Source organism: Micromonospora sp. NPDC048842, from assembly GCF_040649935.1.
Classification (GTDB): domain Bacteria; phylum Actinomycetota; class Actinomycetes; order Mycobacteriales; family Micromonosporaceae; genus Micromonospora; species Micromonospora hortensis.
In genome coordinates this window covers 419,683-444,709 of sequence record NZ_JBEZGK010000002.1, presented here as the reverse complement: position 1 = coordinate 444,709, position 25,027 = coordinate 419,683, and the positions used below count along the sequence as shown (strand labels likewise).

The window sequence follows — 25,027 nt, the reverse complement described above, 5'->3', positions numbered from 1 at the left end:
TCAGTTGCGGTTGATGGTGAAGGTCGTCGTGGGGTTCTGGATGTCCACGGCGTTGTTGCTCAACCGGAGGTTGTTGAAGGTGACCGACCCGACGGCCGGCCCCTGCCCGGCCTCCGGCATCGGGTTCGCCCAGATGGCGAAGCCGGACTTCGCGTCGTAGGCGTCCCCGCTCTTCCGGGCACCGCTGATCGAGACGTTCGTGAAGACCGTGTCGGTGATCGGGTTCTGCGGCTGCCCGCCGACGTAGTTGGTCTGGAACATGATGCCGCTGTAGGTCGGATCGATGATGTCGACATCGCTGACCCGGATGCCCTGGAACACCTTCGAGGCGGAGAAGACCCAGATCGCCGGGAAGGTCTGCCCGCCCCAGAAGTGCCCACCGGCCCGCACGATCGAGATGTTCTCGAAGCGGGTCGGCGGGTTGGCACCGAAGCCGTTCATCGGGTAGCCGAAGTCGAGCGAGCTGATGGTGATGCCCGAGTAGACCAGGGTGTCCGCGATGTAGATGTTGCGGAACGTGTTGCCGTAGCCGCCGTACACGGCGACACCGGCGGCCCGCCAGGTCAGGGTCGAGGTCAGGTTCTCGTAGATGTTGTCCTTCATGTCGGCGCCGCCCGCGTCGATCGCCGAGAACAGCGCGAAGCTGTCGTCGCCGGTGGCTCGGGCGTCGTTGTTGCTGACCAGATTGTTGGTGCTGCCGTTGGTCATGTTGATGCCGTCGGCGAACATGTTCCGGATCCGGGAGTTCTTGATCGTCATGTAGTCGGTGTTCGCGCCCCAGTAGAGGCACACCATGTGCTCGTTCCAGATGTTGTCGATCACGATGTTCGACACGTTGGCGAAGTCGAACACCTTGCCCGGACCGTCGATCCGCGAGGTGTAGTTGCCGAAGTAGGCGAAGTTCTTGAAGGAAGAGTTCGCCGCCGAGTTCTCGGCCCGGAAGCCGATGTCGGTGTTGTCCTGGCCCGACGGAGCGTTGAACCGGGTGTACCAGGGGCCGGCGCCGGTCACCTGGACGGCCTTGCCGTACACCTGGAACTTCGACGAGGTGGAGTAGTTACCGGCCGGCAGGTACACCCCGACCAGGTTGCCGGTGGTGTCCATCCGCACCCGGTCCAGGGCGTTCTGCACGTCCTGGTGGGTGAAGCCGGTCGGCGTGGTGTAGCGCGCCGAGTCCGGGTTGGCGATCGGCGCCACCTGCTCCGTGTTGATGAAGTCGATCGCGTACGTGGTGGTGTTGGCCGGGTCCTTCTGGAGGCGGATCTTGCTGCCGGCCGGGACTGTGGAGTTGAGCATGACGTTGGCTTCGTCGTAGATGTGCCGCGGTCCGCCCGCGCTCGGCGAGTTGCCCGGGCTGGCCTCGTTGCCGTAGAGCCAGGCGTACCGGGACGTCAGGTCGATGGCCTTGTGGAACGCGCCGTTGACGTAGACGTTCAGCGTCGAGTTGATCCCACCGCCGCCCGGTGCGTCCGGGATGGAGAAGCGGGTGACAAGCGTGTTGGTGCTGGCCCGGGTGGTGAACTCGACGTAGCTGCCGGTCGAGTTGAGGGTCACCGCTCGCCGACCGGACGCCTCGCCGGCCAGGTCGCCGATCTCCCGGTTCGGTCCGACGACGCTGGCGCCGCCGCCGATAGCGCCGTCCTCGGCCTCGTACATGTCGTACGGCATGTTCGCGCCGCGACCGACGAAGAGCGGCCGGTCACTGGTGTTGTTGGCCTGCTTCACCGGCAACTCGTTGCCGTCCACGGCGAGCACCACCCGGACTGTGTACTTGCCGTTCGCGGCGGTCCAGGTGCCCAGGTTGATCGGGCCGACAGTGGCGCCGGCGTTGATCACGCCGGAGTGCGAGCCGGTCAGGGTACGGACCACGGTGCCGGACTCGTTGAGAACGGTCAGGGTGATGCCGTGCGCACCGGACGCCGAAGCCTGGTTGCCGGCGTTGCGGATGGACACGGAGAAGGTGACCGTGTTGCCCGCCGACGGGTTACCCGGCGACCAGGCGACCGCCGAGGCGACCAGGTCGGAGCTGGCGACCGCGGCGACGACCAACGGGCTGGGGTTGGTGTAGCTGTTGTTGGTGTCGTCCTGCTCGACGACCGTGTTCGACTCGTCGACCTTGGCGCTGAGCGGGTAGCTCCCCGAGTCCCGGGTGCCGATGCTGGCGCTGACAGTGGTCGAGGCGCCCGCCGCGAGACCGCCGACCGATGCCGTGCCCACCCGGGTCGAGCCCAGGTAGAAGTTGACGTTGGTCGCGCCGGAGGCCGAGGAGCCCGCGTTACGCACCGTGGCGGAGAGCGTGATGGTGCTGGTCTCCACGGGTGCGGACGGGCTGAACGACATGCCGGTCACGGTCAGGTCCGGGTTCGGCGCCGGGGTGCCGAAGACCTGGAACTCGGCCACCTGACCGGCCGGAGCACCGGTGTTCGAGGCGATCGAGAGCCGTACGTCGGCCGCCGCGCCGGAGACCGGGATGGTCACCGTGTTGCCGCTGCCCGGGTTGAAGCTGTAGTTCGCCGCGCCGACCAGTGTGGTGAAGCTCGACGAGCCCTGGTCCCGGCCGAGCACAGTGATGTTCTGGGTACGCGCACCCCAGGCCGAGTCCGGGTTGAGCTTCACGACGACCTGGCTGAGGCTGGCGTTCGCGCCGAGCTGCACTGTCAGCGTGCTCGGGTTGCCGTTGCCCTCCCAGTAGGTGGCCACGTTGTTGTCGTTGGCGTTGGTGGCCACGAACGTGTGCACGAACCCGGAGGCGGTGATCGGCTTACCGATCGCCAGGTTGGAGCCGGTCGGCGGGTTGCCGGTGCCGGTCCGGGTCACTGTGTTGCTGTTGGCCGACTGGTTGCCGGCCGCGTCCTTGGCCCGCACGTAGTACGACACGGTCGCACTGGTCGGCTGGCTGTCGGTGTACGTGAGCGTCGAACCGCTGACGCTGCCGCGCAGCGCGCCGTTGGCGTAGACGTCGTACCCGGTCACCCCGACGTTGTCGGTGGACGCCGACCAGGCGAGCCGGATCTGCCCGCTGACCGGCTGGGTGTAGGCCAGGTTGCCCGGCACGCTGGGTGCCTGGGTGTCGTTGCTGCCGGTGGCGCCGTAGACCTCGACCTCGGACAGCTGGGCGGCCGGCCAACCGGTGTTGCCGGTGACCTGCACGCGTACGTAGCGGGTGCTGGCGGCGGTGAAGCTGACCGTCGCGGTGTTGCCGCTGCTCGGGTTGAACGTGTAGCCGGCGGACGCCTTCAGGGTGGTGAAGGACGAGCCGTTGGTCGAGCCCAACACCGACAGCGTCTGCGTACGGGTCTGCCAGTCCGAGGCGGGTGGCAGCTTGAGCACCACCCTGTCCACGCTGACGGTGGCGCCCAGGTCCGCCTGGATCCACTGCGGGAAAGCGTTGTTGGCGCTCTCCCAGTAGGTCGACGCGTTGCCGTCGTTGGCGTTGCCCGCCACGTAGTTCTGGTTGTAGCTGCTGGCGGTCATGGTCGCGGAGAGCCCGGCGAGCATTGCCACGCGGGCGGCGGCAGCGGACGGGTCGGTCGCCGGTGCCGCGCTCGCCATGGGGGTGACGACCGGGGCGGTGGCGAGGAGCATCCCGGCGAGCGCGCCGGCAAGCATCCGACGGTGGCCCGTGCGGGCGGTGCGGGGGACGGTGGTGGGCGCGCCGGTTGGCGGCGTGCCTCGTCTGGTGCCGGTCCTGGACATGGGGTCGCTACACCTCTTTCGGGGGTGGGTGTGGGTGCGTTGCCCGGTGACGGGTGCAGAGGTACGCACGTCGTTCCGCGACAGGTGGGGGACGGTGCGGGTTGGGGACGGGGGCGGGTGGCGCGGCGTTGCGCCGGGACGCCCGGACCGGTTGCCCCCGCCCGGTCCGGGCGGGGGCAACCGACCTAGCTGGAGTAGACCTCGAACTCGCTGAGCTGGCCGGCTGGCCAGCCGCTGTTGCCAGTGACGCTCAGCCGCAGGTACCGCTGGGTGGTCGCCGTGAAGGTCACGGTGACCGTGTTGCCGCTGGCCGGGTTGAAGCTGTAGCCGGCGGACGCCTTCAGCGTGCTGAACGTCGAGCCGTTCGTGGAGCCGAGCACCGCCAGCGTCTGCGTACGCGTCTGCCAGGCCGATGAGGGTGGGAGCTTCAGCACTACCCGGGACACCGACCGGTCGGCCCCCAGGTCAACTGTCAACGACTGCGGGAACGCGTTGTTGGCGCTCTCCCAGTAGGTGTTCGCGTTGCCGTCCACCGCGTTGGGGGCGGCGTACACGTCGGAGTGGCTGGTCTCGGTGATCGACCGTCCGGCCGCCAGGTTGCCGCTGGGCGGCGGCGTGGTCGGAGGCGGGGTGGTCGGAGGCGGGGTGGTCGGAGGCGGCGTGGTCGGCGGCGGGGTGGTCTGGGTGCCGCCGTACACCTCGACCTCGGAGAGTTGCGCGGCCGGCCAGCCGGAGTTGCCGGTGACTGTGACCCGGATGTAGCGGCGGTCACCGGAGGGCAGCCCGATCGACACGGTGTTGCCCGCACCGGGGGCGAAGACCCGACCGGCGGACGACGCCAGTGTGGTGTACGACGAACCGTCGGTGGAGCCGAGCACCGACAGGGTCTGGGTGCGTTGCTCCCAACCGCTGGGCAGCTTCAGCGCCACCCGGTCGACCGACCGGGACGCGCCCAGGTCGATGGTGACCGACTGGGGGAAGACGTTGTTGGCGCTCTCCCAGTACGTCGACGCGTTGCCGTCCACCACGTTGGCGGCCGTGTAGCTCTGGTTGGTGCTGGTCGCGGTCGCCGGCCGGCCCAGCGCCAGGTTCCCGCTGGTAGGCGGCGGCGTGGTCGGGGGCGGCGTGGTGGGCGGCGGGGTGGTCGGGGGCGGAGTGGTCGGCGGCGGGGTGGTGGGTCCACCGCCCCACTGCGGGTTGGGCCACGGGCCGCAGTACGGGGTCGGGGTGTACCAGCCGGAGTTGCCGGAGCCCTGGGTGATCTGGAAGCCGGCGCCCACACAGTTGTGCATCGGGTTGCTCTGCGCGATGTTGGTGGCCCGCACGTTGGTGAACGACACCTGGCTGTTCGCCTGCACCTGGAGCGCGTACGTGCCGGCGCCGTCGATGCGTACGTTGTTGAGGTTGATCCCGTTGGTCTGGCCCTCGATCCAGTGCAGCGCCGCGTACGAGCTGTCCAGGATGTCGGTGTCGGTGATGTTGATGGTGGGGTTCTGGAACGCCTCGTTGAGCGCGGAGAACCAGATCGCCCCGACACCGAAGTTCCAGTTGTAGTCCGAGTTGCCGTTACGGATCAACGTGTTCCGGGCGATCGTCCAGGTGCCCTGGACTCCGGTGGCGCCCTGCACGCCGGGGTAGCGGTTCGCGACGTGGATGCCGCCCCCGTTGGTCAGCGAGTCGGCCGTCACGTTGTCGGTGATCTTGATGTCCCGACCGCCGTAGCTGACCAGGTGGTTCGCCAGCAGCGTCACCCCGATGGTGTTGCGGGTGAAGGAGTTGTTGACGTTCGGCACGCTCTGCGCCCACATCGCCAACGCGTCGTCGCCGGTGTTGCGGACGAACGTGTTCGTCACCGTCGAGTTGGTGACGCCGGTGTGGAAGTTCACCCCGTCCGCGGTCTGGTCCAGGATCCGGCTGTTGCGGATGGTGAAGTTGTCCATCGGGCCGTCCATCCACGCCCCGACCTTGGTGTTCTCCAGCCAGAGGTTGTCCACCACCGAATTGGTCATCGCCCCGCCCAGGGCGTTTACCTGGTCGTCGTCGACCCGCTCGCGGATGTCGCCGATGATGGCGAAGTCCCGCAGCGTGACGTTGCGGCTGGGCCCGTTCGCCTCGTGTGCGCGGACCGGGCCGGTGTAGCCGCCGCCGGGGACGTACTTGCCGTAGATGCCGACGGACCTGTTCCGCTCGGTGGGGTGCCGGCCGCCGAGCACCGAGTACCAGGGGCCCGCGCCGCGCAGTGTCACCCCGTCGACCACCACGTGATCCCAGAGGGTGAAGGTGCCGGTCGGGATCCAGACGGCCCGGCCCTGGGCCTTGCCGGCGTCGACCGCCGCCTGGAACTTCGCCGTCGAGTCGGTAGCGCCGCTCGGGTCGGCACCGAAGTCGGTGACCACGTCGAGCACACCGGACGGCTTCGTGATCGCCGGGGCGACCAGCTCGAAGTCGGCCAGGTCGATGGTGAACGTGGGCGACTGCGCGGTCGAGGAGACCTGGAGCCGGATCTTCGTCCCGGCCGGCTGGGTGCTGCCGAACAGCGCCCTGGTCTCGTCGTAGAAGTGGTGCGGGTTGGTGTCACCCGGGTTGTTGTTGAACGGGTATCCGCCGTAGTACCAGCCGTACTTCGACGTGACCGATACCGACTTCAGCAGCGACCCGTTGGCCCGCAGGTCGATGGATGCGTCACGGCCGGTGCCGGCCGGGCTGTCCGGAAGGCTGTAGCGGAAGGTGACAGCGTTGGCCGGGGCGGTGAGGGTGAACTCGACGTACTCGCCGACGGCGTCGAGGGTGACCGCCTCCCGGCCGGACGCCTCGGACGGCAGCGTGCCGTACCGCCGGTCCGGGCCGATCTTCGTGCCGTTGTGGGCGGTCTCCTCCGCCTCCTGCTCGATGAACGGAACTGTGGCGCCCCGGTTGGGGATGTCGAAGGGGGACAACCCCGCCGCCGAGGCCGGGGTCGCGGTGCCGGTGACCGCGAGGGCGGTGACCGTTGTGGCGGCGAGCAGTGTGGCGGCGATGGCGGCCAACACTGCCCGGGTCGGGTGTCGAAGGTGGTGCGGGGTGCCGGTGGTGTGGTTGGCCATGAGCTGCGCTCTCCCTTTCGTCAGGCAGGCCAGATCCCCCCGTATCGGTGCGGTGTAGCGCGTCCCCCCTCGGTTCTCCCTTCTTGGTGGCGTGGTGCCGGCGGCCGGGACGGGCCGCCGGCACCACGGCGAGCAGAGTCAGGTCAGGCCGGGCCGTCCGCCCCACGCGGCCCGTCGGTGGATTCGGTGGTACGCAGCCAGACCGCTGTGTCGGACGGCAGCAACCCGTCGTCGAGCGGCCCGCTGGCCAGCAGCAACTCCCCCTGAGCTGGCATCGGCACCGGCGCGGCGGAGAGGTTGACCAGGCAGGTGAAGCCACCGCCGCGGTGGAACGCCAGCACCCCGTCCGGGGCGGGCAGCCAGGTCAGCTCGCCGTCACCGAGCGCCGGGTCGGCCTTTCGGGCCTGGATCGCCGCCCGGTACAGCTCCAGCATCGAGGCCGAGTCGCCGGTCTGCGCGCTGGCCGTCCGGTCCTTCCAGTCGGCCGGCTGCGGCAGCCACGGCGCCGCGGCACCAGCGGGGCTGAACTCGAACGGCGGCTCGTCCCCGGCCCACGGCAGCGGTACGCGGCAGCCGTCCCGACCGGGGTCGATCCGGCCGGACCGCTCCCACATGGGGTCCTGCCGCATCGCGTACGGGATGTCCTCGACCTCGTAGAGGCCCAGCTCCTCGCCCTGATAGACGTAGGCGGCGCCGGGCAGCGACAGCGAGAGCAGCGCTGCGGCGCGGGCCCGGCGGGTGCCCAGCTCCAGGTCGGTGGGGGTCCCCTCGCGTTTGGCGGCGAAGCTGAACCGGGTGTCCGCGCGACCGTAGCGGGTGACGTGCCGGGTGACGTCGTGGTTCGAGAGCACCCAGGTGGCCGGCGCGTTGACCGGCGCGTGCGCGCTCAGCGTCCCGTCGATGCTCTCTCGCAGGGCCGCGGCGTCCCAGGCGCAGCCGAGGAAGTCGAAGTTGAACGCGGCGTGCAGCTCGTCCGGGCGTAGGTAGTTGGCGAACCGCTGCCGGTCCGGCAGCCACACCTCACCGATCAGCGCCCGGTCGGCGTACTCGTCGGCGACGCGACGCCAGCCCCGGTAGATGTCGTGTACGCCGTCGAGGTCGTGGAACGGGTGCGGCTGGTCCTCGCGGACCTCGGGCAGCGTCCCGTCCTTGACCAGGAGCCCGGCCGAGTCGATCCGGATGCCGTCCACGCCTCGGTCGAACCAGAACCGCAGGATGTCCTCGAACTCCTCCCGCACCCGGGGGTGGTCCCAGTTGAAGTCCGGCTGCTGGGGGGCGAACAGGTGCAGGTACCAGTCACCGGGGGTGCCGTCCGGGTTGGTGGTGCGGGTCCAGGTCTCGCCGCCGAACTCGCCGATCCAGTCGGTGGGTCGTTCGTCGCCGTTGGGCCCCCGGCCGGGTCGGAACCAGAACAGGTCCCGCTCGGGCGCGCCGGGGCCGCCGGCGAGCGCGGCCTGGAACCAGGGGTGCGCGTCGGAGCAGTGGTTGGGCACCACGTCGACGATGGTCCGAATGCCCAGCGCGTGCGCCTCGGCGATCAGCGCCTCCACCTCGGCCAGGGTGCCGAAGACCGGGTCGATGTCCCGGTAGTCGGAGACGTCGTAGCCCGCGTCGGCCATCGGGGACGGGTACCAGGGGCTGAACCAGATCGCGTCGACGCCGAGCGCGGACAGGTGGTTCAGCCGGGACCGGATGCCGGCGATGTCACCGATGCCGTCGCCGTTACCGTCGGCGAAGCTCCGGGGATACACCTGGTAGATCACGGCTCCACGCCACCACGGACTTCTGTCAGCTGTGGACACGAGCACCTGCTTTCTGCGTCAGTACGTCGGCGGGTTCGCCGGACCTGGTTATGTGTCGGGCGAACGGTCGTTGTTCGCCGCGCGGGAGGACCGGTGGTCGCTATCCCTTGATGCTGCCCGTGGTCAGACCGGACATGATGTTCCGCTGGAAGATCAAGAAGATGATGACAGTCGGGATCGCGGCGATTACCGACGCGGCGATCACCACGTTCATCGGCGTGCCACCCGCGAAGGCGTAGATGCCGACGCTGACCGTCCGGGTCTCGGGCGACGGCATGACCAGCTTCGGCCAGAGGAAGTCCTTCCAGACCGCCGTCACGGCGAAGATCGAGACGACGCCGAGGATCGGGCGCGACAGCGGCAGGATGATCGACCAGAGCGTGCGCAGCGACGACGCCCCGTCCATCAGGGCCGCCGCCATCAACTCCTCGGGGATCGAGTCGAAGAACCGCTTCAACAGGAAGATGTTGAACGCGTTCGCGACCAGGGGCAACCAGATCGCGAACGGTGAGTCCAGCAGGTTGATGTGCACGATCGGCAGGTCGATCACCGTCACGTACTGCGGAACGATGAGGACCATCGCCGGGATCATCAGCGTCCCCAGCATCAGGGCGAGGATCACGTTGCCGAAGATCGGTCGAAGCTTGGAGAGCGAGTACGCGGCGGCGGTGTCGAAGACCAGTTGGAACAGCACCGCGCCGATCGCGTAGTAGAAGGTGTTGAACAGCAGCTTGGCGAGAGCCAGGTTGTTCCACGCGTCGACGTAGTTCTGCGGCTGCGGATCCTTCGGGAACAGCGACGGTGGGGTCTGGGCGATCTCCTGGCCGGACTTGAGCGCGCCGGTGACCATCCAGTAGAGCGGTCCGAGGAAGACGAGCGTGAACCCCGCCACGACCACTACCAGCAGCGTCCAGTAGATGACCCGGCCGCGCCCCCGGCTGAGCTGGGATTGGGAGATGAGGGTCCGGGTTCCGGAATCCTGTGCCATTCCTCGCCGTCCTAGTCCTGTTTCGCAGTCAGCCGCACGTACACGGCGGAGAAGCCGGCCAGCACCACGAGCATGATCACGCCCAGGGCGGCGGCGCCGTTGAGGTCGTTCTGGAAGAACCCGTGCTGGTAGATGAGGTACGCCACCGAGGTCGCCGAGTCCTCCGCACCCGCGCCGTTGGCGAGGATGAGTGGCTCGATGAAGAGCTGCATGGTGGCGACGATCTGCAACATCGCCAGGAGCGCGAGGATCAACCGGGTCTGCGGGATCGTCACGTGGACGATCCGGCGCCAGATCCCGGCGCCGTCGAGCTCCGCCGCCTCGTAGAGCTCACCGGGGATGTTCTGCAACGACGCCAGGTAGATCAGTACCGCGCCGCCCATGTTCATCCAGGTCGACGCGAGCACCATGGCCGGCATCGTCATCTCGGGCGACTGCATCCACTGCGAGGTGGGCAGGTGCAGTGCCTTGAGGATCGCGTTGAAGAGCCCGGCCTCGCTCGGGTCGTACGCGTAGAACTTGAAGAGGAACAGCGCCGAGGCCGGCGGCAGCATCACCGGCAGGTAGACCAGGATCCGCAGGTACCCCTTGGCGTGGCGGAACTCGTTGAGCAGGATCGCCACGAAGAACGGCACCACGTACCCGAGGGCCAGCGCCAGGACTGTGAAGTAGAAGGTGTTCTGCCAGGCCGTCCAGAAGCTGGGGTCGGCGATGATGCGGGAGTAGTTGTCCCAGCCCACCCAGGTGGTCTCGCCGCGCCGGGTCCGCTGGAAGCTCATGATGATGCCGCGAACCATCGGGTACCAGGAGAAGACGACGAAGCAGAGCACCGCCCCGATCAGGAACGCGTGACCGGTGAGGTTGTCCCGTACCTTGCGGCCGAGGCTGGTGCGCTGTGGCCTCGCCGAGTACGGCGACGGCGGGCGGCCCGGTTTCCTGGGGGTCTCCGGGACGGTGGTGATCGCCAAGGCAACTCCTGGGTGAGTTCGTGACGTCGAGATGTGGTGCGAGTGGCGTGGGGGTCGGGTCGGCGTCCCGACCCCCACACGATCGATCAGCTCTCGGCGGCGAGGAGCTGGTTGACCTTCTCCTCGGCGGTCTTGAGCAGTGCGTCGATGTTCGAGTTCGGGTTGGTCAGCACACCCGACATCGCGGCGTCGAGCACCGCGTAGACGGCCTGGGCGTTGCGCGGCTCACCCTTGATCGGCACCGGGGTCGCCTCGAAGAGCGCGAAGTTCGTCGTGTCGACGTTCGCGTTCGCCTTACGCAGCTCCAGCTCCTGCTTCTGCGCGTCACTGCCGTTGGCGAAGAGCAGCGGCTGGGGCAGACCCACCGGGTAGTTCTGCGGCTTGGCCCGGACGTAGTCGAACTGGCCCTTGCCCGGGGTGAGCTTCTGGTACGCGATCCACTTCAGACCGGCCTTGACCTGCTCAGGAGTGAGGTCCTTCTTGAAGAAGTAGCCCTCGCCACCACCGAGCGTCCCCTTCGCCGCGCCGTCCTGGCCGGGCAGCGGGGCCATCGCCCAGTCCTGGAACTTGCCCTGGAACTGGCTGACGATCGCCTGGGTGGCGTCCGGCGCGCCGATGAACATGCCGACCTTGCCCGCGCCGGCGTTCGTCAGCAGGTCGCCCCACTGGAGCAGCTGACGGGCGCCCATGCTGTTGTCGCCGTACCGCATGTCCTTGAGGTTCTGCAGGACCTGCTTGCCCTGGGCGTTGTTGAAGTCGGCCTTCTTGCCGTCCTCGGTCAGCACCTGGCCACCCTGCGAGTAGAGCAGGGAGGTGAAGTGCCAGCCGCCGGTGTTGCCGGCGCTGTACTCCGAGTAGCCGGCGATGCCGTTGCCGAGCGCGGAGATCTTCTTGGCGGCGGTACGGACCTCGGCCCAGGTCTTGGGCGGGTTGTTCACGTCCAGCCCGGCCTGCTGGAACAGCGCCTTGTTGTAGACCAGGCCCATCGAGTAGTTCTTCACCGGAACGGCGTAGAGCTTGCCGCCGTCGGTGAAGACCTCCTTCAGCGCCGGGTCGACGCTGTCCCAGGTCGCGATCGCGTCCTTGTTGACGTGCGGGCTGATGTCCATCGCCTGACCGGAGTCGAGCACCTGCTGGAGATCGGTCATGTACCCGTAGAAGACGTCGGTCACGGTGCCGCCGGCGAGGCGGGCGGTGAAGTCCGGCGGGTTGTTGCACTGCTCGCCGACGCTGACGCTCTTGATGGTGATGTCCGGGTTCTGCTTCTGGAACTCGGCGACGTCGTCGTTCCAGTTCTTCAACAGCTCTTTCTGGGCGCCGACCGGCTGGCAGTCGACAGTGATGGTGACCTTGCCGCCTGCGTTCGAGCCCTTGTCGTCGCTCTTCGTGGAGCATGCCGTGAGGCTGAGCCCCAGGCCGGCCACGAGCGCAACCGCCGCAGCCTTTCGGTATTGCGGTACGGACATCTGTCCATCCCTTCGGGAACGGGTGACTCCAATGACCTTCGCTGATCTGCGGTGATACGACCTGACGCCCAGTAGCTGCGTCGGAGCCAGGTGTGAGTGGAGTCACTGTAGCGAGGCCGACTCATTTCGGCAAGGTATCGACCCTGTTCCGAAAGGACACGACGTGATGACGACAGATGTTGGCAAGTCGCTGAAAGCAGCCCGTCTTGCGGTCTATTGATAGCTTATGACCGGTCATTCGGCCCGGTCGATGCCGACGATGGCGAGCAACGACGACAACGGCCGCCGACCGCGAGAGGCGGTCGACGGCCGAAGCGTCGTTCGGTGTGGTGCCTAGCGGCCGGGGGCGGGAGCGGTGGAACCCCGCACCACCAACTCCGGCTCGAACAGCAGCTCGTCCTGAAGGACACCGGCACCCTCGATCTGGGTGACCAGCAGATCCACGGCGGCCTGCCCCATCGTCTCGATCGGCTGCCGCACAGTGGTCAACGGCGGATCGGTGCACGTCATGAAGGCGGAGTCGTCGAAACCCACCACCGACACGTCGGCCGGCACCGAACGGCCCAGCCGCCGGGCCGCACGAATCGTGCCCAGCGCGAGCACGTCGCTGGCGCAGATGATGCCGGTCACGCCCCGCTCGACCAACTTCGTCGCGGCGACCCGCGCCCCCTCCATCGAGAAGCTGGAGCGCTCCACGCACTCGGCGTCACCCTCGTCCCAGCCCGCGGCCTTCATCATCGCGTCGAGCTTGCGCCGGGACGGCACATGCCCCTCCGGGCCGAGCACCATGCCGATCCGTTCGTGCCCGAGCGAGCGCAGGTGCCCGTACGCCTGCTCCACCGCCACCGCGTCGTCGGTGGAGACCCGGGGGAAACCCAGCTCGTCCACACCGGCGTTGACCAGCACGACCGGAAGCCCACGGTCGGTCAGCCGCCGGTAGTGGTCGTGTTTGGCGTCGGCGAGCGCATACGAGCCACCAGCGAAGATCACCCCGGAGACCTGGTGGTCGAGGAGCATCTCCACGTAGTCCATTTCGGAGACACCGCCGATGGTCCGGGCGCAGAGCGCCGGGGTGTAGCCGCGCTGGGCGAGAGTGCCGGTGACGACCTCGGCCAGCGCCGGGAAGATCGGGTTCTGCAACTCGGGCAGCACCAGCCCGACCAGCCGGGCGCGTTCGCCGCGCAGCTTGGTCGGCCGCTCGTAACCGAGCACGTCCAGCGCCGTGAGCACTGCGGTGCGGGTCGCCTCGGAGACCCCGTCGCGGCCGTTGAGCACCCGGCTGACGGTGGCCTCGCTGACGCCCGCCTTCTTGGCAACTTCAGTCAACCGCTTGGTCACGGTCGCAATCGTACGTCACCCGGATGAAAGAAATGAACAGCAAATTGCCGGCGTTTGCCGGCGCACTGCTTGATCGCCGCGCGGGGCTGGGGTCAGGACAGGTCACGTAGGGCGGTTTCGATGGCCCTGTGGAAGGTCGGGTACGCGTAGATCATGTGCCGGAGCTGACTCAGCGGCACCGCCGCGTGCACCGCCACCACCAGCGCGGACAGCACCTCGCCGCCGGCCGGGCCGGCCGATGTCGCGCCGATCAGCACGCCCTGGTCGGCGTCCGCCACGAGCTTGATGAAACCGTCGTCGCCGACCCGGTGGATCCAGCCGCGGGTCGAGCTGCCGAGTTTGGTGAAACCCACCTGCACGTTGATGCCGCGTTCGCGGGCCTGCTGCTCGGTGAGCCCGACCGCGCCGATCTCGGGATCGGTGAAGGTCACCCGGGGCAGCGCGCGGTAGTCGGCCCGCGGGACGGTGCCGGCCGAACCGCTCGACCCGCTGGCGGCCAGTGAGCTGGACGCTCCCATCGCCCCGCCGACCACGCTTGAGGTGCCGCTGGCGTCCGCCCCCGCCTTCGCCTGCCGGGCGCGGGCCAGGATGTCGGCGATCACGATCCCCGCCTGGTACATGGCGATGTGCGTGAACGCGCCCTCGCCGGTGATGTCGCCGACCGCCCAGACGTGGTCGGTGACGTGCAGACGGTCGTCGACAGGGAGGTATCGCTGGCTGGCGTCCAGGCCGATCGTGTCCAGACCCAGCTCGGCGAGGTGGGCCTTACGCCCGGTCACCACCAGCAGCCGGTCGGCGGTGAACTCCGCGCCGCCGCCACCGCGCAGTGTGAACCTTGTCCCGTCGTGCTCGACCCGTTCGGCGCGTACCCCGGTGTGGATCTCCACGCCGTCGGCGCGCAGCGCCGCGGCGGCGACCTCGGACGCCTCGGGTTCCTCGATGGCCAGCACCCGGTCGAGCGCCTCGACCACTGTGACCCGCACCCCGAAGCGGGCGAAGACCTGCGCCAACTCCAGGCCGATCGCGCCGCCACCCAGCACGAGCAGCGACTGCGGCAGCTCCTCGACCTCGATCGCCTGATGGTTGGTCCAGTACGGCGTGTCGGCCAGGCCGTCGATCGGCGGCACCGACGGTCGGGTCCCGGTGCCCAGCACCACCCCGTGTCGGGCCTCGAACACCTGGTCACCGACGCGGACCCGGCGCGGACCGTCGAGCCGACCGCTGCCCCGCACGAGTCGGCCACCCTTGCCGACGAACCGCTCGGCCGCGACCGTGTCGTCCCAGGTGTCGGTGGCTTCCTCACGGATCCGCTTCGCCACCGGCGCCCAGTCCGGCTGGACCTGCGCCGTCCCGGCGAGCCCGTCGACCCGGCGTGCCTCGGCGAGCGCGTTGGCGGCTCTGATCATCATCTTGCTCGGGATGCAGCCCCAGTACGGGCATTCCCCGCCAACGAGATCCCGTTCGACGCCGACGACGCGCAGGCCGGCCTCGGCAAGTCGCTCGGCCACCTCCTCGCCGCCGACCCCGAGCCCGACCACGACCACATCCACCAGCTCCGGCTCCGCCACACCGAACAGCATCCCCCAGCGACACCACCCCAACCACCGGGGTCGGCGGAAAAGTCGGCACGCGCACCGGCCCGGACGCCTACCGTGGCCGGATGCACGCACGCTTCGCTCCGGTCCGGGACTGCTTCCACGACCTGCTCGCCTCCGGCCGGGAAACCGGCGCCGCAGTGACCATCTGGTACGACGGGCAGCCGGTAGTGGACCTGACTGGCGGGTCCCGCCGCGGCCACGGGCCGGGCGGCGAGCCGTGGCTGCCGGACACGTTGGTGAACGTCTACTCGGTCGGCAAGCCGGTGGCCGCGCTCTGCCTGTTGCTGCTCGTCGACTGGGGAACCGTCGATCTCGACGCGCCGGTGGCCCGGTACTGGCCGGAGTTCCGCACACCCGCCACGGTGCGTCAGGTGCTGTCGCACACCGCCGGGCTGCCGGCCTTCCCGGTGCCCCGACCGGCCGCCGCGATCGCCGACTGGGCGCTGCTCACCGGCGACCTGGCCACCGCCGACCCCGAGTGGGCGCCGGGCACGGTCGCCGGGGAACACGCCTGGACGTACGGGCATCTGGTGGGCGAGCTGGTCCGCCGCGTCGACGGACGGTCGGTGGGCCGGTTCCTGGCCGAGGAGGTCGCCGACCGGTGGCAGCTCGACCTCGGCTTCGGGTTGACCGAGGCGGACCAACTGCGCAGCGCGGACCTGCGGTACGGCGACCCGGGATGGCCGAGCCGGAAGCTCGGCGAGCCGGGCTCGCTGCGGGCGCGGGCGCTGGGCAACCCGGCCGGCGGGCTGGACCTGGCCGTGCTGAACAACCCGCTATGGCGGAGCGCCGAGATGCCCGCCGTCAACCTGCACGCCACAGCGCCCAGCCTGGCCCGGCTCTACGCCGGCCTGCTGGCCGGTGGTGTCCTGGACGGGGTTCGGCTGTTCAGCCCCGAGCTGGTAGCGGAGGCGACACGGGTCCAGTACGACGGGCCCGACCTGGTGCTGGACCGCGACGCCTGCTGGACGTTGGGCATGCAACGGGAGCCGGACGGCAGTTGGGGTATGGGTGGCATCGGCGGCAGCAGCGCGTGGGCCGACCCCGAGCGGGGCTACACCTTCGCGTACGCCACGGCGCACCTCGCCGAGCACGACCGGGTGGACGAGCTGGTCGAGGCGTTGCACTCGGTGCTCTGATCAGCGCAGCCAGACGGGGTCGGTGCCGGGGACCGAGAGGGGCGGTGGATAGTCGAGCGTCTGACGCAGGGCCTCCGGCAGCCGCCACGGTTGGTGGATGGCCTTGCCCTGCACCCCCGCCAGCTCCGGCACCCACCGGCGCACGTAGTCGCCGTCCGGGTCGTACCGTTCGGCCTGCCGGACCGGGTTGAACCCCCGGTAGGGCTTCGTGTCGTTGCCGGTGCCGGCGACCCACTGCCAGTTGCCGGAGTTGTTCGCCACGTCCCCGTCGAGCAGCCAGCGGAAGAACACCGCAACCCCGGACCGCCAGTCCTGCCCGAGGTGCTTGGTCAGGTAGCCGGCGGTGATCAGCCGGGCCCGGTTGTGCATCCAGCCCTGTGCCAGCATCTGCCGCATCCCGGCGTCGACGATCGGCATCCCGGTGCGTCCCTCGGTCCAGGCCGCCAACGCGTCGTCGTCGTAGCGCCACTGTTCGGTGGCACCCCGCCGGTACGCCGCTGTGGAGATCGCCGGGAACGCGGCGGTGACCTGGTAGTAGAAGTCCCGCCAGCAGAGCTGCCTGACGAACGGGCCGGACCTGTCGCCGGCGCGGTTCGCCACCGCCAGCGGCGACACGCAGCCGAAGCGCAGGTACGGGCTGAGCCGAGAGGTGTCGTCGCCGGCCATGTCGTCGTGCTGATCGCCGTACCGGGTCAGGTCGGGCAGCCAGTCGGTGAGCCGCTGCCGGGCGATCCGCTCGCCACCGATGGCCGCGTCCGGCGAGTCGCCCGCCGGCAGCGCCGGCAGCCGGCCCACGCGTACCCGATCGGGCAGCGCGATCCGGCGCGGCGCGGCCAACTCCTCGCGCCACCGGTTGGCCGCCCAGGCCCTGTGGTACGGGCTGAACACCCGGTAGTGGTCGCCGCCGCCACCGGGCCGCAACGCGCCCGGCTCGACCATTGTCAACCCGGGAAACACTCGCAGGTGCAGTCGGTGCCGCTCGCACTCGGCGCGTAGTCGCCGCTCCCGCCGCACGGCGTAGTGGCTGACGTCGGCCGACAGCGCCACGGCGCTGGCACCGACCTCGCCGGCAATCCGGATCGTCTCGGCCACCGGGTCGCCGTGCCGGACCACCAGGTCGCCACCGCGCTCACGGAGCTGGTCGCGCAGGTCGGCGAGGGCCTGGTGCAGGAAGCGGGTGCGGTTGGCGGAGAGGTCGGCCAGCGCCGGGTCGAGCACGTACAGCGGCACCACCTGGTCGAAGGCCGCGCAGGTGGTGGCCAGCGCCGGGTGGTCGTGCACCCGCAGGTCGCGGGTGAGGAGCACGATCGCCGTGCTCGCGGTCACCGGCTCTCCGGCTGGATCGTCGGCCCGGGGATGACGACCGGCGTACCGGTCGAGCTGAGCAGGGCCCGCGCGGCCACCGCCATCCGTCGCCGCTGCGGCACCAGGGCACGCCGGACGAAGACGTCGTAGTCCTGCGCGGCCACCTCGTCGAGGATGCCGCCGTAGAGGGCGTACGCGGTGCGCATGCAGGCCTGCGAGGCGGGCGCCAGCATGGTGATGCCCGGTGCGGCGGCGGCGTAGTGCGCCTGGGCGCGGGTCACCTCGTACTCGATCAGCTCGCGGATCCGTGAGGTGACGCGGCCCCGGGCGCGGGCCTCGGCCAACTCCTCACGGGTGACCCCGAACTTCGCCATGTCCTCGTCCGGCAGGTAGGTGCGGCCCCGGTCGAGGTCCTCGGCGACGTCCCGGATGAAGTTGGTGAGCTGGAAGGCGAAGCCGAGTTGCCGGGCCGGCTCCCGGGCCGCCACCGGGTCGGAGCTGCCCAGGATCGGCAGCATCATGGTGCCGATGACCGCCGCCGAACCCTCCATGTAGTCGAGCAGGTGGTCGTAGGTCGGGTACGCCGTGACGGTCAGGTCCATCGCCATGCTCTTCAGAAACGACGCAAAGTCGTCCCGGTCGAGATCGAAGACGGCGATCGTGTGCAACACGGCCGGCAACAGGGGGTCGTCGACGGGCGCACCGTGCAGACCGGCCACGAACTGGCTGGCCCAGCGATCCAGCAGGGCGGCCCGCTCGGCCGGCGGCAGGTCCTCGGTGCGGTCGACGATCTCGTCCGCGTACCGCGTGAACCCGTAGAGGGCGTGCACATGTCGTCGTTTCCAAGCGGGGAGCAGGCGCGTGGCGAGATAGTAGGTGCGGCCATGGCGTTTGTGCAGCTCACGGCACCGGTCATAGGCAGCGGTGAGATCAGTTTCCACCGGCCCTCCTCCATTATCGACGCACCAATCGACGCAACTCGTAGCCTAGGGTACGCTCAGCCGCATGGCCAACGACGCAGTTGCGGGCAACGTGACCCGCGTGGCGCCGACAGGGCCGGGGGACGGGGACGATCCGGTCCGCGCCGTTCTGGCTGCTTATACCCACGATCTGGTCACGGCGGTCGACGAGACCCTGGACGCCTTCCTCACCGCCGAGGTCGACACCCTCAACGACATCGACGCGTCGATGGGCAGCTTCGCCGCCACCGCGCGGGAGGCCGTCCTGACCGGCGGCAAGCGGATCCGCTCCACGTTCGCCTACTGGGGGTGGCGCGGGGCCGTCGGTGGCACCGCGGCGCTGCCACCCGTGCTGCCCGCGCTGGCCGCGCTGGAACTGCTGCACACCTTCGCGCTGGTGCACGACGACGTGATGGACGCGTCCACCACCCGCCGCGGCCGGCCCACAGCGCACATCGCGCTCGCCGAACAGCACATCGCCGCCGGCCACCGAGGTGATCCCGGCCGATTCGGTGAGGCAGTCGCCGTGCTCATCGGCGACCTCTGCATGGTCTGGGCCGACCAGTTGCTGGCCCACGCCTCGGTGCCGTCGACGCGACTCTTCGAGGTGCGCCGCTGCTACGACCAGATGCGTGTCGAGACGGTCGCCGGGCAGTATCTGGACGTGCTCGGCGAGAACGACCCGGGCAGCTGGTCGGTCGACCGCGCACTGCGGGTGGCCCGCTACAAGACCGCCAGCTACACCGTCCAGCGACCACTACTCTTCGGCGCCTGCCTGGCCGGAGTGCCCGCCGACGACCCGCTGGTCTCCGCGTACACCCGTTATGGCCTGGCTGTCGGCGAAGCGTTCCAGCTCCGCGACGACCTGCTCGGCGTCTACGGCGACCCGGCGGCCACCGGCAAGCCGGCCGGGGACGACCTCCGCACCGGCAAGCCGACCACGCTGCTCATGCTGGCCCGTGAGCTGGCCACGCCGGCCCAGCTCACGGCGTTGGAGCGAGCCGCCGACGGATCGGTCGACACGCTCGCCGCGCTGGTCGCCGAGACCGGTGCGGTGACCCGGGTGGAGCAGATGATCGCCGAGCGGGTCAGCGACGCGCTGGCCGCGCTCGACGCCGCACCCGTGGACCAGACGGCGCGGACCGCGTTGACCGGGCTGGCCACCGCCGCCGCCAACCGGCGAGCCTGATGAGCGACTTGAGCGAGGAGGTGGTCACGTGCGGACGGTGACAGGACGGACGGACCGGGTGGTGGTCGTCGGTGCCGGGCTGGGCGGGCTCGCCTGCGCGCTGCACCTGGCCGGCAGCGGTCGACAGGTGACAGTGCTGGAGCGCGAGCCGGTGCCCGGCGGGCGAGCCGGGCGTCTCGGCGTGGACGGCTACGAGTTCGACACCGGCCCGACAGTGCTCACCATGCCCGACCTGATCGCCGAGGCACTCGCCGCGGTCGGCGAGGAGCTGCACGACTGGCTGGACCTGACCCCGCTCGACCCCGCCTACCGGGCGTACTACCCGGACGGCTCGACCCTCGACGTGCTCACCGACACCACCCGGATGGCGGCCGAGATCTCCCGGGTCTGCGGCCCCCGGGAGGCCGACGGCTACCTGCGGTTCGTCGAGTACGCGCGGGAGCTGTGGCGGCTGGAGCGCACCGACTTCATCGAGCGCAACCTGGACGCACCGACCGACCTGATCACCGGCAACCTGCTCAAGCTGCTCAGCGGTGGGGCCTTCCGGCGCCTCCAGACGAAGATCAACCAGTTCTTCCGGGACCCGCGTACCCAGCGGATCTTCTCCTTCCAGGCGATGTACGCCGGCCTCGCCCCGCACGACGCGCTGGCCATCTACGCGGTCATCGCGTATCTCGACTCGGTGGCCGGGGTCTACTTCCCACGCGGCGGCATACACGCGGTCTCCAGGGCGATGGCCGGCGCGGCCGAGAAGCACGGCGTGCAGATCCGGTACGACACCACTGTGACCCGGGTGGAGACCGTGAACGGTCGCGCCACCGGCGTGCTCACCGCCGACGGCGACCTGGTGCCGGCGGACGTGGTGGTGCTCAACCCCGACCTGCCGGTCGCCTACCGGGACCTGCTCCCCGCCGCGCCGCGGCGCCGGCTCACCTACTCGCCGTCCTGCGTCGTTCTGCACGTCGGCTCCCGACAGGCCTATGCGAAGATCGCCCATCACAACATCCATTTCGGACGCGCGTGGAAGGGCACCTTCGATGAGGTCATCCGACGGGGTGAGCTGATGACCGATCCATCGCTGCTGGTGACCAACCCCAGCCGGACCGACCCCGCCGTGGCACCACCGGACCGACACACCTACTACGTGCTCGCCCCGGTGCCCAACCTGCACCGGGCACCGTTCGAGTGGCGTGGCGACCTGACCCAGCGCTACACCGACCAACTGATCGGCACCCTGGAGGAGCGCGGCTACGTCGGCTTCGGCGCCGGGGTCGAGGTGCTCCGGGCGATCACCCCCGCCGAGTGGGAGGAGCAGGGGATGGCCGCCGGCACCCCGTTCGCCGCCGCGCACACCCTCTTCCAGACCGGCCCGTTCCGCCCGTCCAACCTGCACCGCGACCTGCCGAACGTGGTCTTCGTCGGCTCCGGGACCCAGCCCGGCGTCGGCGTACCGATGGTGCTCATCTCCGGCAAGCTCGCCGCCGGCCGGATCACCGGGGAAGGCCGATGAGCAGCCGCGAGAAACACCTCGTCGAGCTCGTCGACGAGACCGGCAGTGCCCACGGCGAGACGACAGTCGCGGCCGCGCACCAACCACCGGGGCAGTTGCACCGGGCCTTCTCGGTGTTGCTGGTGGACCCGGACGGCCAGGTGCTGCTCCAGCGCCGGGCCGCCGTCAAGACCCGGTTCCCGCTGCGCTGGGCCAACTCCTGCTGCGGCCACCCCCAACCCGGGGAGTCACTCGCCGAGGCTGCCAACCGACGGCTGAGCGAGGAGCTGGGCGCGGGCCCGGTCGAGCTGACCGAGGTCGGCATCTACGTCTACTACGCCGAGGACCCGGCGACCGGTCGGGTCGAGTTCGAGTACGACCACGTACTGCGCGGCGAGTTCCTGCCCGGCGCTCCGCTGCTGCCCGACCCGGACGAGGTGGCCGAGCTGCGGTGGGCCGACCCCGCCGCACTGGAGGCCGAGTTGAAGCTCGACCCCCGGTCGTACGCGCCCTGGCTGGGCGGGGTGGTGAACCGCTTGCTACGCCCCGCGGAGTCCCGGTCGGGAGCAACCGGCCCGGCCATGACGCCGCCCGGATCGTCGGCGGATGACACGGCGGAGCGGTCGGGTGGTCGATGAGGCGCTGAGCGCGGGCGCTGTCGCACGTCGGTTGGGGGTCGCGGTGACGACCCTCCGCACCTGGCACCAGCGCTACGGGCTCGGGCCCAGCGAACACATCCCCGGTCACCACCGCCGGTACACACCCAGTGATCTGGCCCGTCTCGAGATCATGCGCCGGCTCACCGCCGAGGGGGTGAGCCCCGCCGAGGCGGCCCGCTGGGCCCGCCAGGCACCGGACCCGATGCCCAACGGCACCGGCACCGTCGCCCCCGTCCGGATCCAGCCGACCGGCCGTGACGGCGGCGGCTCCATCCCGGTCGGCCGTGCCGGTCCGGCGGCCCGCGGGTTGGCCCGGGCCGCCATGCGACTGGACGCGGCGGCGATCAGCGAGACGATCGCGCACGCCCTGGCCGCCAGCGGGGTCGTCGCCACCTGGGAGGGCCTGCTGCGCCCGGTGCTCGCCGGCATCGGCGAACGACACGCAGCCACCGCCGGCCTGATCGAGGTGGAACACCTGGTGTCCCGCTGCGTCTCGGAGGCGCTCGCGGCGGCCAGTCGGGCAAACGTCCCCACCGGGCCGGCCCGGATCCTGCTCTCCTGCGCCGACGAGGAGCAGCACACCCTGCCGCTGGAGGCGTTGGCGGCAGCTCTCGCGGAGGCCGGTGTCAGCTACCGGATGCTCGGCGCCCGGGTGCCGGTGGCCGCTCTCGTCGAGGCGGTCAACCGGACCGGACCGGCCGCCGTGGTGCTCTGGTCGCACACCCGGGCCACCGCCGACCCGACCCAACTCAGCGCGCTGCTCGCCGCGCCCCGGCGCCCACTTCTGGTGCTCGCCGCCGGCCCCGGCTGGCGAGCCGACACGCTGCCCGCCGGGGTGGTGCGGCCGGTCGACCTGGCCGAGGCGGTCTCGCTCTCCGCCGCCGTCCGCGACTCCCTGGACCAGTCGAGGCGTGATTGATCGCACTGTCGCTGGATCGCGGCGTGAACTACCGTCGGGCGGGTCCGCCTACCCCGACCCTCCGGGAGCGAGCAGATGCAAGCCCGCGCCGTCCTGGCGTCCGTCCTCGCCGTGGCGCTGCTCCTGTCCGGCTGCGCCCAGCCGACCCGCACCATCACACCCGCCGCCGCTCCAAGGCCGGTGGAGTCGACCACGCCACCCACCCCGAAACCGCACCCCAGCGTCACCAAGCCGGCCAAGCCGCCACTGCGGCCGCTGCCGACCAAGCTCCCCTCCGGCCTGGGGCGCAACACCGGCGTACGCCCGGTGGCCCTGACGTTCGACGACGGGCCCAACCCGGCCTGGACACCCAAGGTGCTCGACCAGCTGAAGGCCGCCAAGGTGACGGCGACCTTCTGCGTCGTCGGTCGCGAGGTGCAGCGTCACCCGGAGTTGGTCCGGCGGATCGTCCGGGAGGGACACCAGCTCTGCAACCACAGCTGGCGTCACGACCTCGATATCGCCCGTCGACCTGTCGGCGAGATCCGGGCCGACCTGGACCGCACCAACAAGGCCATCCAGAAGGCCGCTCCCGGCGCGAAGGTGTCGTTCTACCGGCAGCCCGGCGGCCGGTGGACGTCGGAGGTGATCGGGGTGGCCAAGGACCTCGGCATGCGCCCGCTGCACTGGTCGGTCGACCCGCAGGACTGGGACAAGCCAACAGCGGCCACGATCGGCAAGCGTGTCCACGCCGCCACCCGGCCCGGTGCGATCGTTCTTCTGCACGACGGAGGCGGTAATCGGGCCGCGACCCTCGCCGCGTGCCCGAAGTTGATCGCCGACCTGAAGCAGCGCTTCGGCATCACCCGACTCCGCTAGAACTGCTCTGACCTGCGGTTATGACCCGTCCCAAGCCCTTGCCGACACCGATTTTGTCGACCGACGGAGCATCACGTATGCTTTCCAAGCCTCCGGCGGGGCCGGATGGGAGCAAGTCCGCTTGAAGTTGCGAATGTGCAATGATGGCGGGGCCGCCCTCATCGTCTAGCGGCCCAGGACGCCGCCCTTTCAAGGCGGTAGCACGGGTTCGAATCCCGTTGGGGGCACGACCGGCGCAAGCCGGAGCAAGGTACGACCGGCGCAAGCCGGAGCAAGGTACGACCGGCGCAAGCCGGAGCAACACAAGCTAGGTCCTGTGGAGCAGTTGGAGTGCTCGCCGCCCTGTCAAGGCGGAGGTCGCGGGTTCAAGTCCCGTCAGGACCGCAGCGCTGACGCCGCGCCCCGCGCGGCGTTCTGCGTATCGGAGCAGGTCGCCTTGCCGCCGGTTCGTCCGGTTGCCGGGTAACATGAGCCGAGCGACACGGCCAGGTAGCTCAGTTGGTACGAGCGTCCGACTGAAAATCGGAAGGTCGGCGGTTCGACCCCGCCCCTGGCCACATAGCCTTTCGCCGGGCTACAGAGGTCCCCGCCAGCGGAAACGCAGGTGGGGATCTTGCTTTTGCGGGTCGCGGTCTACCTGACTTTTGCGGGTCGCGGTCTCAATGACCAGCCCCTGCCCGGCCTGCGTGATCGACCCCCGCCGGCCGGCGTGATCAACACGACTTCCTTGAAGTCGCGGTGTCCCAGCAGGCGCAACACCGCGTGTTCAAAGAAACCGAGTCGATCATGCCCGCGGTCACCCCCGCATCGGGGCAGCGCTGTGGACGTGACGCGCGAACGTGCGGCGGACGTGACGCGCGACCGTGCGGCGGACGTGACGCGCGACCGTGCGGCGTCAGTGGTCGCGGCGACCCTGCGGACGATGCTGGGCCACGCTGCCCTGGATCGCCTCCCACACGCTGCGTCCGGCCTCTCGCAGCGTCTCCCCCGCCTGCTCGGCGAACTGGGCTGCGCTCTGCGCCGCAGCCTGCGCCGCGCCCGGCAGACCACCGTCACCATCCCCGGAGGGGTTCGGCCCGGACGCCGCCGACTGGCCGGTCTTGTTGCCAACCTCCCCGGCGGCTGGCCCCGTCGATCCCCCGAGGTGCTGCTGGTTCCGGCCCGCCGCAGGGTGCTCCCCGTCACCCGCGCCACGCGGCCCCTCAGGCCGCCGACCCTCCGACTGCTGGCCCTGCCCACGCGGCCCCTCAGGCCGCCGGCCCTCCGGCTGCTGGCCCTGCGACTGCCGACCCTGCGACTGCCGACCCTGCGGCTGCTGGCCCTGCGGCTGCGCCTGGTCGGCCGGCCCTGCGCCGCCGGCTCGCGGCCCAGGGCCGCCGGCACCCGGTCCCGCGCCGACCGAACCAGCCCCAGACCGACCCGCATCCGGCCGATCAGAACCCAGACGGCCACTGCCGGACTGATCGAGACCCGGGCGATCGAGACCCGGGCGATCGAGACCCGGGCGATCGAGACCCGGGCGATCGAGACCCGGGCGATCGAGACCCGGGCGATCGAGACCCGGGCGATCG

The 25,027-nt window shown here is 70.1% G+C and carries 17 protein-coding genes and 3 tRNA genes; 10 read left to right on the top strand and 10 right to left on the bottom strand.

The annotated features are described in order from the left end of the window. From AB0C19_RS04560 to AB0C19_RS04525, 8 genes are all read right to left on the bottom strand, one after another. Positions 1-3,696: a discoidin domain-containing protein gene (locus AB0C19_RS04560; RefSeq protein WP_357179236.1), complete on the bottom strand. Its 3,696-nt coding sequence runs from the start codon at positions 3,694-3,696 to the stop codon at positions 1-3. A 185-nt stretch (positions 3,697-3,881) separates the two neighbouring features. Further along, on the bottom strand, positions 3,882-6,779 hold the full coding sequence (locus tag AB0C19_RS04555) for a discoidin domain-containing protein (protein WP_357179233.1): 2,898 nt from the start codon (positions 6,777-6,779) through the stop codon (positions 3,882-3,884). A 143-nt stretch (positions 6,780-6,922) separates the two neighbouring features. Further along, on the bottom strand, positions 6,923-8,542 hold the full coding sequence (locus AB0C19_RS04550; RefSeq protein ID WP_357179230.1) for a glycoside hydrolase family 13 protein: 1,620 nt from the start codon (positions 8,540-8,542) through the stop codon (positions 6,923-6,925). A gap of 139 nt (positions 8,543-8,681) precedes the next feature. Then, positions 8,682-9,569 carry a carbohydrate ABC transporter permease gene (locus tag AB0C19_RS04545; RefSeq protein ID WP_357179227.1) on the bottom strand — a complete coding sequence of 296 codons (888 nt, stop codon included), beginning with the start codon at positions 9,567-9,569 and terminating at the stop codon, positions 8,682-8,684. Positions 9,570-9,580: 11 nt separating this feature from the next. Next, the gene (locus AB0C19_RS04540) at positions 9,581-10,537 is read right to left on the bottom strand and encodes a sugar ABC transporter permease (RefSeq protein WP_112586243.1); all 957 of its coding nucleotides are present in this window, start codon (positions 10,535-10,537) and stop codon (positions 9,581-9,583) included. Positions 10,538-10,623: 86 nt separating this feature from the next. Further along, entirely contained in the window at positions 10,624-12,003 is a 1,380-nt protein-coding gene (locus AB0C19_RS04535) for an extracellular solute-binding protein (protein ID WP_357179223.1), read from the bottom strand. Between the two features lie 333 nt (positions 12,004-12,336). Next, entirely contained in the window at positions 12,337-13,341 is a 1,005-nt protein-coding gene (locus tag AB0C19_RS04530) for a LacI family DNA-binding transcriptional regulator (protein WP_112586239.1), read from the bottom strand. Positions 13,342-13,433: 92 nt separating this feature from the next. Further along, the gene (locus tag AB0C19_RS04525; RefSeq protein WP_357179218.1) at positions 13,434-14,921 is read right to left on the bottom strand and encodes an NAD(P)/FAD-dependent oxidoreductase; all 1,488 of its coding nucleotides are present in this window, start codon (positions 14,919-14,921) and stop codon (positions 13,434-13,436) included. Between the two features lie 80 nt (positions 14,922-15,001). Here AB0C19_RS04525 and AB0C19_RS04520 point away from each other — a divergent pair, with 80 nt between their 5' ends. Further along, positions 15,002-16,078, top strand: coding sequence for a serine hydrolase domain-containing protein (locus AB0C19_RS04520; protein ID WP_357179215.1), 1,077 nt, complete (start codon positions 15,002-15,004; stop codon positions 16,076-16,078). Here AB0C19_RS04520 and AB0C19_RS04515 read toward each other — a convergent pair whose 3' ends face one another. Together AB0C19_RS04515 and AB0C19_RS04510 are read right to left on the bottom strand one after the other, a co-directional pair. Beyond that, positions 16,079-17,404 (bottom strand): deoxyribodipyrimidine photo-lyase, encoded by a 1,326-nt coding sequence (locus AB0C19_RS04515; RefSeq protein ID WP_357179212.1) that lies wholly within the window; start codon positions 17,402-17,404, stop codon positions 16,079-16,081. Then, on the bottom strand, positions 17,401-18,324 hold the full coding sequence (locus tag AB0C19_RS04510; protein ID WP_357179210.1) for a phytoene/squalene synthase family protein: 924 nt from the start codon (positions 18,322-18,324) through the stop codon (positions 17,401-17,403). Before AB0C19_RS04510 ends, AB0C19_RS04515 begins: the two co-directional genes overlap by 4 nt. A gap of 64 nt (positions 18,325-18,388) precedes the next feature. Between AB0C19_RS04510 and AB0C19_RS04505 the strand changes: the two genes are divergently transcribed. The 9 genes from AB0C19_RS04505 to AB0C19_RS04465 form a co-directional block, all read left to right on the top strand. Beyond that, complete coding sequence (locus AB0C19_RS04505) at positions 18,389-19,531, top strand: polyprenyl synthetase family protein (protein WP_357179207.1); 1,143 nt, start codon at positions 18,389-18,391, stop codon at positions 19,529-19,531. Positions 19,532-19,559: 28 nt separating this feature from the next. Further along, positions 19,560-21,041: a phytoene desaturase family protein gene (crtI, locus tag AB0C19_RS04500; RefSeq protein WP_357179204.1), complete on the top strand. Its 1,482-nt coding sequence runs from the start codon at positions 19,560-19,562 to the stop codon at positions 21,039-21,041. Continuing rightward, positions 21,038-21,658 carry an isopentenyl-diphosphate Delta-isomerase gene (gene idi, locus AB0C19_RS04495; protein WP_357179201.1) on the top strand — a complete coding sequence of 207 codons (621 nt, stop codon included), beginning with the start codon at positions 21,038-21,040 and terminating at the stop codon, positions 21,656-21,658. The genes crtI and idi overlap by 4 nt, the downstream gene beginning before the upstream one ends. After that, on the top strand, positions 21,648-22,598 hold the full coding sequence (locus AB0C19_RS04490) for a MerR family transcriptional regulator (RefSeq protein ID WP_357179520.1): 951 nt from the start codon (positions 21,648-21,650) through the stop codon (positions 22,596-22,598). The genes idi and AB0C19_RS04490 overlap by 11 nt, the downstream gene beginning before the upstream one ends. A gap of 75 nt (positions 22,599-22,673) precedes the next feature. Then, a complete protein-coding gene (locus tag AB0C19_RS04485; protein WP_357179198.1) occupies positions 22,674-23,456 on the top strand; it encodes a polysaccharide deacetylase family protein in 783 nt (260 codons plus the stop codon). 154 nt (positions 23,457-23,610) lie between these two features. Beyond that, positions 23,611-23,683 (top strand) — tRNA-Glu (locus tag AB0C19_RS04480). Positions 23,684-23,766: 83 nt separating this feature from the next. Beyond that, positions 23,767-23,840 (top strand) — tRNA-Asp (locus AB0C19_RS04475). 99 nt (positions 23,841-23,939) lie between these two features. Continuing rightward, a tRNA-Phe gene (locus AB0C19_RS04470) sits at positions 23,940-24,013 on the top strand. Between the two features lie 293 nt (positions 24,014-24,306). After that, positions 24,307-25,027, top strand: a 721-nt coding sequence (locus AB0C19_RS04465) for a hypothetical protein (protein ID WP_357179195.1), incomplete at its 3' end; no start/stop codon positions are given.